The sequence below is a fragment of the Methylorubrum suomiense genome (genome assembly GCF_022179765.1).
GTDB classification, from domain to species: domain Bacteria; phylum Pseudomonadota; class Alphaproteobacteria; order Rhizobiales; family Beijerinckiaceae; genus Methylobacterium; species Methylobacterium suomiense.
This window is the reverse complement of record NZ_BPRE01000010.1, coordinates 1-14,219: the sequence shown is the minus strand read 5'-3', so window position 1 is coordinate 14,219 and position 14,219 is coordinate 1. Positions and strand designations below refer to the sequence as shown.

General features: G+C 68.3%; 11 protein-coding genes and 1 tRNA gene. 7 read left to right on the top strand and 5 right to left on the bottom strand.

Features of this window, described 5'->3' with window-relative positions; all coding sequences use genetic code 11:
* Positions 1 to 5 precede the first annotated feature (5 nt).
* From MFF26_RS16245 to MFF26_RS16225, 5 genes are all read left to right on the top strand, one after another.
* Positions 6 to 941, top strand: a complete 936-nt coding sequence (locus MFF26_RS16245; protein WP_137830730.1) for an alpha/beta hydrolase — start codon at positions 6 to 8, stop codon at positions 939 to 941.
* Between the two features lie 23 nt (positions 942 to 964).
* Positions 965 to 1,222, top strand: a complete 258-nt coding sequence (locus MFF26_RS16240) for an acyl carrier protein (protein WP_137830731.1) — start codon at positions 965 to 967, stop codon at positions 1,220 to 1,222.
* 119 nt (positions 1,223 to 1,341) lie between these two features.
* Positions 1,342 to 2,604 carry a class I adenylate-forming enzyme family protein gene (locus MFF26_RS16235; protein ID WP_238308208.1) on the top strand — a complete coding sequence of 421 codons (1,263 nt, stop codon included), beginning with the start codon at positions 1,342 to 1,344 and terminating at the stop codon, positions 2,602 to 2,604.
* A complete protein-coding gene (locus MFF26_RS16230; RefSeq protein ID WP_137830733.1) occupies positions 2,601 to 3,344 on the top strand; it encodes an SDR family NAD(P)-dependent oxidoreductase in 744 nt (247 codons plus the stop codon). The genes MFF26_RS16235 and MFF26_RS16230 overlap by 4 nt, the downstream gene beginning before the upstream one ends.
* Positions 3,345 to 3,478: 134 nt before the next feature.
* The gene (locus MFF26_RS16225) at positions 3,479 to 4,432 is read left to right on the top strand and encodes a GNAT family protein (RefSeq protein ID WP_137831723.1); all 954 of its coding nucleotides are present in this window, start codon (positions 3,479 to 3,481) and stop codon (positions 4,430 to 4,432) included.
* Positions 4,433 to 4,645: 213 nt separating this feature from the next.
* Here the strand turns inward: MFF26_RS16225 and MFF26_RS16220 are convergent, their stop codons facing one another.
* Both MFF26_RS16220 and MFF26_RS16215 read right to left on the bottom strand, forming a co-directional pair.
* Positions 4,646 to 5,842 (bottom strand): O-antigen ligase family protein, encoded by a 1,197-nt coding sequence (locus MFF26_RS16220; protein WP_137831724.1) that lies wholly within the window; start codon positions 5,840 to 5,842, stop codon positions 4,646 to 4,648.
* A gap of 15 nt (positions 5,843 to 5,857) precedes the next feature.
* Positions 5,858 to 7,312 carry a GumC family protein gene (locus MFF26_RS16215; RefSeq protein ID WP_137831725.1) on the bottom strand — a complete coding sequence of 485 codons (1,455 nt, stop codon included), beginning with the start codon at positions 7,310 to 7,312 and terminating at the stop codon, positions 5,858 to 5,860.
* Between the two features lie 463 nt (positions 7,313 to 7,775).
* On the opposite strand from MFF26_RS16215, the gene MFF26_RS16210 reads away from it, so the two are divergent.
* Positions 7,776 to 9,812, top strand: coding sequence for a right-handed parallel beta-helix repeat-containing protein (locus MFF26_RS16210; RefSeq protein WP_137831726.1), 2,037 nt, complete (start codon positions 7,776 to 7,778; stop codon positions 9,810 to 9,812).
* 28 nt (positions 9,813 to 9,840) lie between these two features.
* On the opposite strand, the gene MFF26_RS16205 is transcribed toward MFF26_RS16210, so the two are convergent.
* Together MFF26_RS16205 and MFF26_RS16200 are read right to left on the bottom strand one after the other, a co-directional pair.
* Complete coding sequence (locus tag MFF26_RS16205; protein ID WP_238308207.1) at positions 9,841 to 10,971, bottom strand: glycosyltransferase; 1,131 nt, start codon at positions 10,969 to 10,971, stop codon at positions 9,841 to 9,843.
* 4 nt (positions 10,972 to 10,975) lie between these two features.
* On the bottom strand, positions 10,976 to 11,773 hold the full coding sequence (locus MFF26_RS16200) for a polysaccharide deacetylase family protein (RefSeq protein ID WP_137831728.1): 798 nt from the start codon (positions 11,771 to 11,773) through the stop codon (positions 10,976 to 10,978).
* Positions 11,774 to 12,033: 260 nt separating this feature from the next.
* On the opposite strand from MFF26_RS16200, the gene MFF26_RS16195 reads away from it, so the two are divergent.
* On the top strand, positions 12,034 to 13,446 hold the full coding sequence (locus MFF26_RS16195) for a lipopolysaccharide biosynthesis protein (RefSeq protein WP_238308206.1): 1,413 nt from the start codon (positions 12,034 to 12,036) through the stop codon (positions 13,444 to 13,446).
* Between the two features lie 501 nt (positions 13,447 to 13,947).
* On the opposite strand, the gene MFF26_RS16190 is transcribed toward MFF26_RS16195, so the two are convergent.
* A tRNA-Met gene (locus tag MFF26_RS16190) sits at positions 13,948 to 14,024 on the bottom strand.
* Positions 14,025 to 14,219: the final 195 nt, after the last annotated feature.

Here is a 14,219-nt window from a genome sequence, read left to right as displayed (position 1 = left end):
TCGCGATGGCCCTCGACCCCCATGTCAGCCGTTTCCTCGACATGATGGCGCTCGGGGGCTCGAACGGCATCGATCTCGCCGCCCGTCGCGAGGGCCTGCGCGGGCTCTCGCGGCTCGCCGCCGCAGGCCTCGCGACGGGGCCGATTGCGACCCGCAACCTCACCATGCCGGGTCCCGGCGGCGCCCTGTCCCTTCGCCTCTACACGCCGGAGGGCGAGAAGCCGGGCCCCGGCCTCGTCTTCCTGCACGGCGGCGGCCTCGTCACCGGCGATCTCGACACCCACGACGCCCTGTGCCGTACCCTGTGCGATGCCGGCCGGATGCGGGTGGTGGCCGTCGATTATCGGCTCGCCCCGGAACACCCGTTTCCGGCGGCGCTCGACGACGCGCTCGCCGCGACCCGCTGGGTGACGGAGCATGCGGAGGAGGTCGGCATCGATCCGGCCCAGCTCGCCGTCGGCGGTGAATCCGCCGGGGCGGGACTCGCCGCCCGCATCTGTCAGGAGCTGCGCGAAACCGGGCAACGTCCGGCGGCGCAGCTGCTGATCTGCCCGGTCCTCGACGTGCACGGCATGGGCGCCTCGCGCCGGGATTTCGCCCGCGGCTATTTTCTCGACGAGGCGACAATCCAGGGCGATCTCCTCGCCTGCGGACCGGAGGCCCTGCCGAACGCGCGATTCTGCCCGCTGCGCGAAGCGGATCTGACGGGCCTGCCGCCGGCTCATCTCCACACCGCCGAGTACGATCCGGTGCGCGACGACGGCGAAGCGTACGCCGAGCGCCTGACCCGCGCGGGCGTGCCCGTCGTCCATGCCCGGCATGACGGCATGATCCACTTCTTCTACGGCCTCGGGCGCCTCGTACCCCGCTCCCGGCCGATCCTCTCCGACATCGCGCGCGGTTTTTCGGATGTGCTGCGCGCGCCCCTTCCAAACACCTGACCGTTCGACCCGTGGAGTTCCCCATGTCCCTGCGTTCCACCATCCACGCCGAGATCGCCGCCGTCGCTGCCGAGCAGGAGAAGCGGATGCCGCCGATCACCGACGATCTCGTGATGCTGGAGACCGAGTTCGATTCGCTCTGCTTCGCCCTCCTGGTCGCCCGGATGGAGGACCTGACAGGCGCCGATCCGTTCTCCGAGATGGAGGCGGACGACCTGCCCGTGACGGTCGGCGACCTCGTCGCCCTCTACGACCGCGCGGCGGCCAAGCTGGCGGCCTGACCGCCATGATCCTGCGCGAGAGACTCTTTCGGAGTGGCGGGCTGGAAGGCCTGTTCCTGTCCGACCATCACGAGCACAGACATCTCGCCGGGATCATCGGCGGCCCGCGGGACACATCGGTGAGCGAGCCGCTCGCCGGCAAGCGCGTGCTGCTCGCGGTCGGTGGGCAGATGGCGGCGGCCCGCGCCATGCTGGCCCTCGACGGCCTCGTCGCGCGCCTCGCCCTGGTGCCCCCGGGCCTCGCGCCGGAACACGTCGCGCGCATCGCGACGGATTCGGACGCCGAGATCGCCGTCTGCGATGCCGAGGGACTGCCCGACGACGCCCTGCCGGGTCTGCCCCGCATCGACGTCGAGACCGCGTCCAGGGCCTCCTTCGAGGCTACGGTCGGGACGGGACGGGAGACGGAGTGGGCGCTCGCCACCTCCGGCACCACCGGCGCCCCGAAGCTCGTCGCCCACACCCTTGAAGGGCTGGCCGGCGGCATCAACACCGCCGCCACGCCGGAGCCGGGCACGGTCTGGTCGACCTTCTACGACATCCGCCGCTACGGCGGCCTCCAAGTCTTCCTGCGCGCGATGCTGGCTCCGGCCTCGCTCGTGCTGTCCGACCGGCACGAGACCGTGCGCGACTTTCTGGTTCGCGCAGGGGATGCGGGCGTCACCCACATCCTGGGTACGCCCTCGCACTGGCGGCTCGCCCTGATGAGCAACGCCCTGAGCCGGCTCTCGCCGCGCTACGTGCGCCTCTCCGGCGAAATCGCCGACCAGACCGTTCTCGACCTCCTGCGCGCCGCTTTCCCCGACGCGCGGATGGCCCACGCCTATGCCTCGACCGAGGGCGGCGTCGGATTCACCGTCGAGGACGGATGCGAAGGCTTCCCGGCCTCGCTGATCGGCACGCGCGCCGGCATCGAGATCGCGGTGCGGGACGACGCCCTCTACGTGCGCTCGAGCCGCACCGGCCGGCGCTATCTCGGCGCCGCGCCCGAGCCCCTGATGGCCGAGGACGGATTCGTGGATACCGGCGACCTCGTCGAGCGGCGGGGCGACCGCTTCCACTTCCTCGGACGGCGCAGCGGCGTCATCAATGTCGGCGGTGCCAAGGTGCAGCCCGAAGAGGTCGAGGCCGTCGTCAACCTGCATGCCAGCGTGTCGATGTCCCGGGTGCGGGCGCGGCCCAACCCCATCCTGGGGGCGGTGGTCGAGGCCGAAGTGGTTCTGCGCGCCGGCACCGACGCCGCCGACCCGGCCGCCCTGAAGAAGGCGATCATCGCCCATTGCCGCCCGCGCCTCTCCGGCCACAAGGTGCCGGCGAGCGTGCGCTTCGTCGACGATCTGCCGCTCACCTCGGGCGGCAAGCTGGTGCGGAGGATGCCGTGAGCGAGATCCGAGAAGGCCGCCTCGTCGTCGTCACCGGGGCGAGCCGGGGATTGGGGCTCGCCATGGCCTCGACGCTCGCGGCGGAAGGCTATCGCGTGGTCGGTTTGGCCCGGCGCCCGAGCGAAGCTCTGGAAGCAGCCTGCGAGGCCGCCCCGTTCGGCGCGATCCAATTCATGCCCGCCGATCTCGGCGAGATCGACGCGCTCCAGGCCCTCGTCCAGCGGATCAAGGCGGAGCACGGACCGGTCTACGGCCTCGTGAACAACGCCGCCATCGGCACGCCCGGCCTGCTGACCACCATGCCGGCGAGCAAGATCACCGAACTCGTCCACCTTAACACCGTGGCCCCGATGGTGCTGACCAAGTACCTCGCCCGCGGGATGATGACGGCGGGCGCGGGCCGCATCGTGAATGTGAGCTCGATCATCGCCTTCACCGGCTACAACGCGCTCTCGGTCTACGCCGCCACCAAGGCGTCGATGATCGGCTTCACGAAATCCCTCGCCCGCGAGGTCGGACGTCTCGGCGTCACGGTGAACGCGGTGGCGCCGGGCTTCATCGAGACGGCCCTGACCGACGGCATGGACGAGGCCGAGCGCGGCCGGGTGGCCAATCGCAGCGCCCTCAAGCGCCTCGCCGAACCGCAGGATGTGGCCGACGCCGTCGCGTATCTGATGTCGGACAAGGCCCGCAACATCACCGGCACCGTGCTGACGATCGACGCCGGCAGCACGGCTTGATCCGGTCCGATCCCCCCTCTCCCGCCCTTCGCCAAGACCCAGCCCACCCGCCGACCTGACCCCCGATCCGAACGGACGCCGCCCCGCATCCGGCCCTGGGTCCCAAGCTCAGCGAAGCTCCGAGAGTGTCGCCGATGTTAGCCCTGTCCGAATCCCACGAAGTCCCCGTCTTCTCTGGATCCGATCCGGCCCCGGCCGCGCCGAAGCCCGAACGCGCCAAGACCCGCTGCCGGATCATCGAGGAGAGCGATCTCGATGCGGTGATCGGGCTGCTGCGGGCCGGCTTCCCCGACCGCTCGGAGGCTTACTGGCGCAACGGGCTCGCCCATCACCGCGCCCAGCCCCTGCCGGACGGCGTGCCGCGCTACGGCTACCTGATGGAACGGGACGGCGAGGCCGTCGGCGTGCTGCTCGCGCTCTATCGGGTGATCGAGGACGAAGCCGGGACGCATCTGCGCTGCAATCTGTCGAGCTGGTACGTGAAGCCGGAATACCGATCGCTCGGCACCCTGCTCGACGGCTTCGCCATGCGCGACCGCTCGGTGACCTACGTCAACGTTTCGCCCGCTCCGCAGACCTGGGCGATGCACAAGGCGCGCGGATTCAAGACGATCTGCGCCGGCCAGATGCTGGCCCTGCCGCTGCTCGGCCGGCACCGGGGCCGGGCACGCGCCGTCTCGCCCGCGACCCTGGCGCTGCTCCCCCCGGCGGAGGCGCGGCTCGTCGCCGATCACGTGTCTTACGGATGCCTCGGACTCGTCTGGTCGCACGGGTCGGTGGCCGGCGCGCTGCTGTTCCAGCGACGCGCCATCAAGGTGCTGCCGGGCCGGTTCGCGTGGCTGCGCTTCCCCGGGCTTCAGCTCGTCTACCACTCGCCGAACCTCGATCTCGCCGCCTGCCTCGGGGCGGTCGGTCGGCACCTGTTGCTGCGCCGGGCCATGCCGTGGTTCGTCCTCGACGCGCTGGAGCGGTGCGCCGACATTCCCGGCCGCTACTTCCCCGGCCGCGCCCCGAAATTCGCCCGAGGCCCCAACCCGCCGGTGGCGGGCGACCTGTCCTACACGGAGATCGTTCTGTTCGGGGCATGAGGCGGAGCGCCCTCTGCTCGATCGGCTCGAACCCCTCCTTCGCTCGGCGAGGGAGGGGTTTTTCGTCGAACCGGGCTGCGGCGAGAAGGGACGCGACGGGCGCCCCTGCGCTCGCCATCGACGCCTCGTTCCACCGGGGGCGGCTGCTCGAATGCCGAGAGAAGTCGCCGCGCATGAGGCGCGGAGGGATCGCCTCCGGTAAGCGTCGATTCCCTAATTCGGTGCCGCGACAGGCGCGTGGCGCCGGGTGGACCAGCGCGGCGGCGCGGTGGCCGCAAGCGGCATGGACGCGGCGGCGCGCAGCACGACCAACACGATGACGTGGTGGAAGGTGTAGATCAGCGAGTTGTCCGTGGTCATCACGATGGCGGTGTAGAGGTAGATCAGAATCCCGAACGGGCTACCCGCAAACATCCGCAGCAGGATGAGGTGGAACAGCACGAAGCCGAACGCGCCGTAATCGACGAAGATCTTGAGCCAGTCGTTGTGCGGATTGCTCGCATGGTCGTCAGCGGTCTGCACGATGGTATCGGCCGAGCCGGGCCCGTGCCCGAACAGCAGCTTGGCCATCGGCGCGGCCTCGACCTCGCGCCAGATCGCGACGGAGAACTCGAACCGCCCGAGCGACAGGCTGTTGGCGGAGACATTCTCGCCGCCGACGAATTTTGCGCCGTACTCGAACAGCTGCATCGAGAACAGGGAGCTGAGCGAGAGCAGGATCACCAGTAGGATCGCCAGCGCCCGACGCCGCCGGGCGAGTCCGAAGGTGACGATCGCCCACTCGAAGGCCAGCACGGCGATCACCGCCATGATCGCGATGCGCTTGTAGGCCGCGAAGAACAGGATCCCCGTCACCAGCCCGAAGACGAGACGCCGCGTGCGGAAGGCGTAGAGGACGATGACCCCGAGCGGGAACGCCATTACCGATTCGAGAATGCCGTCGGAGGCGAGGATATCGACGTTCAGGCTAATCCCTTCTTGAAGGGCCTCGATCAGCATGCAGGCGAAGCAGGTGGCGGCGACGATCATCACCTCACGATGCGTGGCGGACCACGCCACCGAGAACATCATCAGGTACGTGCCGATGATCAGGAGGTCGCGGACGAGGAAGGGATTGCTGCTGCGGCCGGCCAGGATCGCGGCGCCCGCAGCCAGCACGTACAGGCCGACGGCCTGCGCGCCGGGCGGATGGAACGGCACGACGAGGTTCCGCAGCAGCGCCTGAAACGCGATGCAGAAGAACGGCAGCAGGTAGAGGATGTACTTCATCTGACCGCCGCCCTCGGCGTCGATGCTGCTGAACCGCCACACCACGAGAACGACCGCGATGAGGAGCGCGGTCCAGAAACCGATCCGAGGGTCGTCGGGCAGGGCCCGATTTTGAAGGGCCGGATTCTGAATTGCGCTCACGCGGGCACCCTGTTCTCAGGCCGACTGGAACGTCGACGCCCGACGGTTGGGCTCTCTCAGCAGTGCGGGGGTAGAGAGCATGTCCCGCAGCCAGACGAACAGGACACCGAGGCCGAGGCCGGCCACGATCGCACCGACCAGGAGGAAGGCCAGGGGCAGGTTCATGGCCTCGCGGGGCGGGACCGCGCGGGAGATGACGCGCAGGTTGGCGCTGTCGATCGCCTGCTGTTCGCCGACCTCCTTGGTCCGACGCAGGAAGGATTCGTAGACGCCGCGGCTGCTTTCCGCCTCGCGCTCCAATTCGCGCAACCGCACGAAGGCCCGGTTCGTCGTGAGGGCTTCGCCCTTCAGGGACTCGACATCGCGCGCCAGCGCGATCTCCTTCGACTTGGATCGCTGGTAATCGACCCATGCGGCGCGGGCGATCCGGTCGAGTTCCTCCTTGATCTGGGTGCGGACCGTGCGGGCCTGCGCCTCCAGGGTGATGACGTCGGGATGGCGTGCGCCGAGCAGCGTCATCACGTCGGATTGGCGACGCTTGAGCTCGAGATACTGACCCCGCATCTGGCCGATCGTCGGCGATTGAACCGCCTCGCTGATCGCCGCCGGATCGGCGCCTCTGCGGCGGGCGCTCTCGATGAGATCGGTGCGGGCCTTCAGCTCGGCCGAACGGCCGCGGGCGGCGCCGAGCTGCGTGTTCAGTTCGAGAAGCTGCTGCTCGTTGATGAGACGGCCGGACGCGCCGATGATGTTGTTCTCGGCCTTGTAGGTCTCGACCTTCTCTTCCGCGCCGCGAACCTGATTGCGCAGTTCGGCGAGGCGGCCCGACAGGGACTGCTCGACGCGCTTGGCGACGTCGTTGCGGGCGGCCAGGTCGCTCTCGAGATACGCGGTGGCGAGGGCGTTGGCGAGATGAGCCGCCTTCGCCGCCGTCGAGGCCTCGAAGAAGATATCGATGATGTAGGAACGCTCCGTGCGGCGGACGCTGACGCGGCGCTGAACGGTCCGCAAGGCGCGCAGCATCGGATCCTCGCGGGTCTCGGTGACGCCGAGCATCCGATTGATGCCGCCGAGGACCTGAGAGACGAGGCCGGACGGCTCGATGAATTCCGGATCGTTCTGCAGGTTCTCCCGGGCGATCAGATCGCGCAGGACCCGCTCGGAGGTGATGACCCGCAACTGGCTCTCGACGAGCGGGAGGCTCGCCTCGCCGCTCTGCGCGCCCGGCGAAAGTTCCTTGTCGATGATCTGGAGCCCGCGCGGATCGATCAGCAGCTGCGTGCTCGCCTGGAAGCGCAGGGGGATGAGCGGGTAGACCATCAGGACGAGCAGGACGGCCGAGATCGCCGGCAGCAGGATCCAGACTTTCTGCCGCCTGAGATTGGTGAACAGGGCGCGCAGATCGAGCACGGGGGCGGAGGGACCGAACGGCGCAGTCGCCTCGAACGAACCCGAGCTCTGATGAAACATCGGTCTCGGAGTATGCGCTGTCACTATCGTCTCCGCCGTCCAGAAAGAGAGGAATGGAACCGGCTTCCGTGTCGTTCGTCCCAGGATCCGCACGAAGGCGTCCCGTTTCGCGACATCGGCCTCCGATCGGGCCTTCTCGACCGGAATGGCAGCAAGAGCCGAACCAGCGGAGAGAATGTCCTTCCCGTTGCGCGCACGGACTCGTGTCTTTCTACGGATAGCGGAGCCCAATTACGTGTCTCATAAATCCGCAAATCTGACTTCGCCGCAAGTTGTGGATTACGGGTGTTCTCCACTCCTTTTAGACCGCACGCCTTTTGGATGCGGTATCCGGACGCGGCCCTGGAATTTCCGGACGGGACTGTGCTGTATCGGCTTTCATTGAAAGCCAGCGGCAACCTTTCGGCCTAATGCTCATCGCATGAAGCCTCGCATTGTCGAGCCATCGTTTCGGAACGGGTTCATGCGGGCCAAATGGAGCGCCGGCATTGACGTGATGCGCGTCAGTCTTCTCGTCGGCTTGGCCAGTCTCGCATGGCCGGCAGAAGCGGCATCGACCGATGACGCCGCGCGAACCCGCATCCTCAAGGTCGTCCCGGACGGTGCTCCGGCAACCGGCGAAGGCCGCTTCTCGACCTTGGCCGCAGCCCTCGCCAAGGCCGCCGAATGGCGGCGTCGGGACGGCTCGACGATCGTGGTCGAACTCGAGTCCGGCCTCCATCGGCTCGATCAACCGGTTCGGATCGGCCCCGAATTGTCCGGGACGGCCGACCGACCGCTCGTGATCCGCGGCGCCGCCGACGGCTCGTCCCGGCTCACCGGCAGTCGCGCGCTGCGTTCCGCGTCACTTCCGCAGGATCTTCTGGCCCGCCTCCCGCCGGCCGCCCGCGACAAGGTGCGGGCCTATCGACTGCCCGACCGGATCGCCGGCGAACCGCAGTTCCGCGAACCGAAGATGCTGAACGATCCGGCCCCCCTGGTGACCGAGGTGTTCGATGGGATCGGGGCCCTGCAGCCGGCGCGATGGCCGAACCAGGGCTATGCCGATGTCATGCTCGGCGGCCGTTCGGACCGCACCGGCTTCGTCTTCAAGGCCCCGTCCGGATGCGCCTGGGACCAGGAGCCCGAGCTCTGGGCCGAGGGCTTCTGGCAATGGGACTGGTTGCTGGAGACGATCCCGGTCGAGCGAGCGGGCCCACGCGGTGGCCGGATCGGGCTCGCCCAAATTCCCTACGAGGGCGAGCGCCCCGGCGGTCGCGCGGCCTTGCTGCATGCCCTGTGCGAACTCGATGCACCGGGCGAGTGGTGGCGGGATCGCAAGCGGGGCCTGCTGCTCGTATGGCCCCGCGAGGGCAAGGTCGATCTCGAAATCGGCCTGGCCGAGACGCTGCTGCGGATCGAGAACGCGCGACATCTGCGCGTGGAGAACCTGCAATTCGAGCGGGCACGGCGCGACCTCGTGACGGTGACCGGCGGTTCCGACATCACGATCAGCCGCAGCACCTTCGCCTGGGGCGCAGGACGGGCCGCCGTCTTCGAGAACGTGGCCGGAGGTGGCATCACGGAGAGCGTGATCCGCGATATCGGCGCGACGGCTGTGCGCTTGTCCGGGGGGGACCGGGTCCGGCTCCTGCCCAGCGGACTGTTCCTGCGCAACACCCAACTCACGCGCTTCGCCCGCCTGTCGCAGACCCAAAACCCGGCGGTGCAGGCGGAGGGCGTCGGTGTTCAGGTGACCGGCAACCTGTTCCACGATGCGATCGGCTACGCGATCCATTTCCGCGGCAACGATCATCTCTTCGCGCGAAACGAAGTCGCCCGCCTGATGAACGGCCTGAGCGATTCCGGCGCAATCTATGCGGGGCGTGACTGGACGGCCCGCGGGACTTCAATCCGAGACAATTACGTCCACGACATCGAACCCGCACCCGGTTTCGAGGTGAAGGGTGTCTATCTCGACGACATGGCGAGCGGCTTCACGGTGGAGCGCAACCTGTTCGTCAACGTTCAGAAGCCGATCTTCATCGGCGGCGGCAGCGACAACATCGTGTCCAATAATGTGTTCGTGAATTCGAGCCCCGCGATCAGCCTCGACTCGCGGGGTCAAACGTGGATGGAAGTCGCGGTCAACGATCCGCAATCGGAGATCCGCACGGCCTACGCGGCGATGCCCGTCACCTCACCGCGCTGGCGCGAGCGCTTTCCGCGCCTCGCGCCTCTTTTGACCAACGAACCCACGGTGGCCCGCGACAATCAGATCGTCGGCAATGTCTCTCTCAACAGCCGGCCGCTCTTCACCGAGCAGGAAGCCGATCCGCGCCGGCAGACGATCATGCTCAACAGCGAGGCCACCCAACCCGATCTGACGCGGGCGGTCACGGGCGACCCGCGCACACTGGCTGCCTTCCTCAAGGCGCGTCGGGTGTCCGTTCCCCTGTCGATCGAGGCGATGGCCCGCGCGTCCGGCCCCACCCAGCCGTCTCAGCCGACGCGCGACTGACGGCCGAGGCGGTCGCGTCGAGACGGCGTCAGGCTTTCAGGATGGCGCCCAAAGCTTCAACATATCCCTGCGCCGCCACATCCGCGGTAAAGCGCGGCAGCGCGCTGCGGGCCGCCTCGCGCAGGGCCGCGCGTCGTTCGGTGTTATCGAGCAGGTCGAGGGTGCCCGTGACCCAGGCCTCGATATCGAGGGGGCGCACCTCGCCGCAAAGATGTCCTTCCAGAAGCTCGCGGGCGATGCCGGAATGGGGCGAGGCCAGCACCGGCGTTCCACTCTGCAAAGCCTCGTGCACGACGATGCCCCAGACATCGCCGCGGCTCGGAAACAGGAACAGGCGGGACGAGGCGTAGACCGCCGGCAGCGCGGCCTGCGTCAGGTAGCCGTCGAACTGCGCCTCGATCTCGGCTGCGGCCAAGCGCGCTTCCATCTCCGCCCGCAGGGGGCCGTCTCCGGCCACCCGCACCCGAAGGCGTCGGCCCCGCGCGGCGCAAGCGAGGATGACGTCGGTGAAGAAGCGCGCGCCCTTCACCTCTTCGTTGAGGATGCCGCAGAACAGGACATCGTAGGGCCGCTCGGCATCCGGCGGCGGCGGCCCCGCCGGCGACCAGGCCGGAAAGAGCGGGCTCGTGGCAAAACGCTCCGGCGCAACGCCGTAGAGGGCGAGGAGCCGGGCGCTGCCCAGGCTCGGGCCGATGCCGGCGCGGGCGCCGGCCACGATGGCCCGGCGCAGCCAGCGATGCGGAGCCGAGCGCTGCCCCGGATCGGTCTCCGGCACGCCGTCGGTCCGGATCAGATACGGGATGCGCCGGAGCCGGGCGAAGCCCGCCGCCATCAGCATCGTCGGCGAGAAATCGTTGAGCACCAGCGCCGCCGGGCGAAGCGCGGCGAGCCGCGTCACTACGGCGGGGTTCACATAGAGGTTGCGCACCGCGTCCCGGTGCCAGCGCAGGCCCGGCAGCACCTCGTGCCGGAACAGGCGCGGCGCCTCCACCACCCATTGCCGGGCACTTTCCCGCTTGGTGCAGGACAGGACATGGAGCGGCCGGTCGAGCCGTTCGGCCAGACGCTCGTAGAGGACATGGGTATAGGGCGCGAGCGCCCCGGTCACGATCACGACGGGTCGTCCGTCGCGCGCTCCTGCCGGCGGAAGAACGGGCACGCGCTCAGGCCGTCCCATCGATCGACCTTCCCCATTTCGCCCCGCCCAGCAGGGCTTCGAACTCGAACAGCGACCAATGCGGCTCCACGACGTGGCGCGGCATCAGGAAAAGATCCTCGGCGCTGCGGGTATGGCCCCGGCGGGTGGTGAAGAAGGTGCGGAAACCCGCCTCCCGCACCAGGGCCGGATCGCGCGAGGGATCGAAATCATGCACCGCCACGCCCCATGGGCAGGCGAAGTGATCGATCGGCCGACCGGCCAAGGCGGAGAGTTGGTGGCGGGAGCGGGCCAGGTCGGCGGCAATCTCCTCCGCATTGAGGCCACTCAGGCGCAGATGACGCGAACCGTGCGAGCCGATCTGGAGCCCAGCTTCCAGCCACGCCGCCACGTCGGCGCGATTCATATAAAGACGCTCGCCGGGCTGCTGAGGCGGCGCATCGATCCAGTCGCTGACGAGGAAGACGATGGCCGGCACGCCCAAGGCGGTCAGCACCGGCATCGCCACATCGCGATTGTCGGCATAGCCGTCGTCGAACGAGATCAGGAAGGCCCGGTCGCGGGCGGGCCAACCGGCAGCAAGCCGCTCGCAAGCCGTATCGGCATCGATGAAATCGCCGTGCGCGGAGAGGTGACGGAGTTGATCGGCGAAACGCCCCTGAAGCGATGCCGGTATCTGATGATAGCAGAGCGTATAGAGTCCAGGCTCCGCGCAAGCGAGCGACCGCAGTAGAGAGCCGCCACGGAGGGCCAATTCACGCAGGCCCGGCGTATCGCGCAATGTGGTTTTGACCCAGTGATACATGCTCACCTCGCCGTACCATCTCCCTTACATTGTTTCGGTTCATTTCTGCAGACAGCCGCAAGCCGGTTTAACCTCGAGTGGTTAACTCAGCAATAAACGTCTGCATTGATCTCTTTGGCTCTGGATGATTGTATCCGTTGGCCCGTAGATTGCCCCGGATCGGCCACGTACGCAGCATCTGTCCCTCACCGGGACAGGCGAAGAGAAGCGATGTTCATGACGGGTCATTGGACGATCTCGCCCCCGGGCGTCGAACCCGGATGGCACAGACCGACCCGGCCACGGACAGCCGGATGGCCAAGGGTCTCAACCGTCACGGCCGCATCCCCCCCAGTTTCCCTCTGAGCGGGGCGCATCCCATGCACGACACCGCGATCCTTCCGCTCAGTCTGCGCCTGCGCCAACGCGCCGCCCAATTCGCCCGCCGACCGCCGGCCGCCCTCGTCTCGCTCGCCGATCAAGGCCTCGTCAGCGGCTTCGGATTCATCAGCGGCATCGCCGCCGCGCGCCTTCTCGGCATCGTCGAGTTCGGGCATTTCGCGATGATCCTGATCGTGATCTCCTTTGCCCAGGGGCTGCACAACGCCCTCATCACGGCACCGATGATGACGCTGGCCGGTGCCCGCGGTTCGATCTCCCGCGTCTACGGCGCCAATATCCTGATCGCCGCCTTTCTGCTCTCGGTTCCCGGCGCGGTCTTCGTGGTCTTCGCCCTGATGCTGAGCGGTCAGATGGCCCCCGCGGCCCTGACCGCCGCCTGCGCGCTGATGTTCACGCAGAACCTGCAATTCACCCTGCGCCGTCTCCTGTTCGCACGGGGCAAGGGCGTGCGGGCGCTGTTCATGGATCTCGCCCGGGCGGCGAGTTTCCCGCTCGCGGCCGGGTTCATCTGGCTCCAGCACGGAGCCGTCGGGGTCAACGGCTATGTCGGGATGCTGGCGCTCACCTCGCTCGTCACGAGCCTGCCCTTCATCATCGCGGTCGGGCGCCCCCTCCTGCGCGCGCCGTCCTCGGTGCAACTCGGAGCGGTCAGCCGGCGCCACACTCCCATCGCGCGCTGGCTTCTGCCGATCGTGTTCGTCACCTTCGCCCAGGAGCAGGTGGTGTGGATGGTGGCGGGCTCCACCCTCGGCCTCGACGCCCTCGGGGGTTTGCGGGCGGCGCAGTACCTCGTCGGCACGGTGCTGATCCTGCTCAGCGCCACCGAGAACGTCCTGCCGGTCCGCGCCGCCCGTGCGCACAGCGACGGCGGTGAGGAAGCGCTGCGTTCCTATCTGGTGAGCGCCGGCATCCGTCTCGGCGCACCGATCGTGGCCATCCTGGCGCTTCTCGCTGGCCCCGCCGAGTTGTGGCTGACCCTGATCTTCGGATCGGAATTCGCGGCCTATGCCGGTTGCCTGCGGATCCTCTCGGTCGGGGTGCTGGTGATCCTCGTGCGAGACCTCGCGGCCCATTACTTCCGAGCCAAACACAACACCCGCGTCATCTTCGAATCCCTCGGGGTGAGCATGGTGGTTTCGCTCGCCGTCGTGGTGCCGCTGATGAACCATGCCGGCGTCACGGGCGCGGCCGCGGCCGTCACCGCCGGCCATATCGCCTCGCTCATCTACCTCGCGGCGGCGATGCGCTGGCAATCCCGCCCGATGATGACGTGGCTGGCTCGAGCCCGCTGACGGAGATCGCCCGGAGCGGTCGAGCCGCTCCGGGTTCCGTCGCTCCGCGGCACAGCGGGCAGTGGTTCAGTACCATCACGGCCCGTTTCGATGGAAACTGGAATGCTTCGAGCCCTGCCGACATGTTGGCAGGGCTTTCTCATGTCGACGCGATGCCGGTCCGTATCCTGACGAAGCGAAGCAGCCCATCCGGGCTCATCTCGGTGCGGCCCTGCCTTCGGTGGCCACAGGGGCGGTGGGAACGAGGCCGGTCGCCGAACATGATCTGACAACCCGGGCGTCTGCAAGCGAACGGAGTCGTTCGTGGGCCGCCGAGCGCCCTCCCCTGCCCTCTCGGATCGCCGCACCGCATCGCCGGCGCTGGATCGGCGAAAGCCCGCCGAACTGCTCACCACAGCACCTTAACGCCCTGGCATGACGATCCATGCCCCTGAACGCGCCAAGGCCCGCGCTGTTGGGGGCGCGGGCCTTGGCGGATCGGTTCGGTGGTTGTGATGTGTTTGGTTGCGGGGGCTGGATTTGAACCAGCGACCTTCAGGTTATGAGCCTGACGAGCTACCGGGCTGCTCCACCCCGCGGAAGGTATGTGTAGGGTCGGGCCGGGTCGGCGTGAGCGTCGGGGCCGGATCGGATCGATCGAGGGAATGTGGGGGGCACCGCTATGGGCGGTGAGGTGTGACGCGTCGTGCGCTGGGCAGGCCTGGCGGCGACCGACTCTCCCGTGTCTTGAGACACAGTACCATGGGCGCTGGTGCGTTTGACGGCCGAGTTCG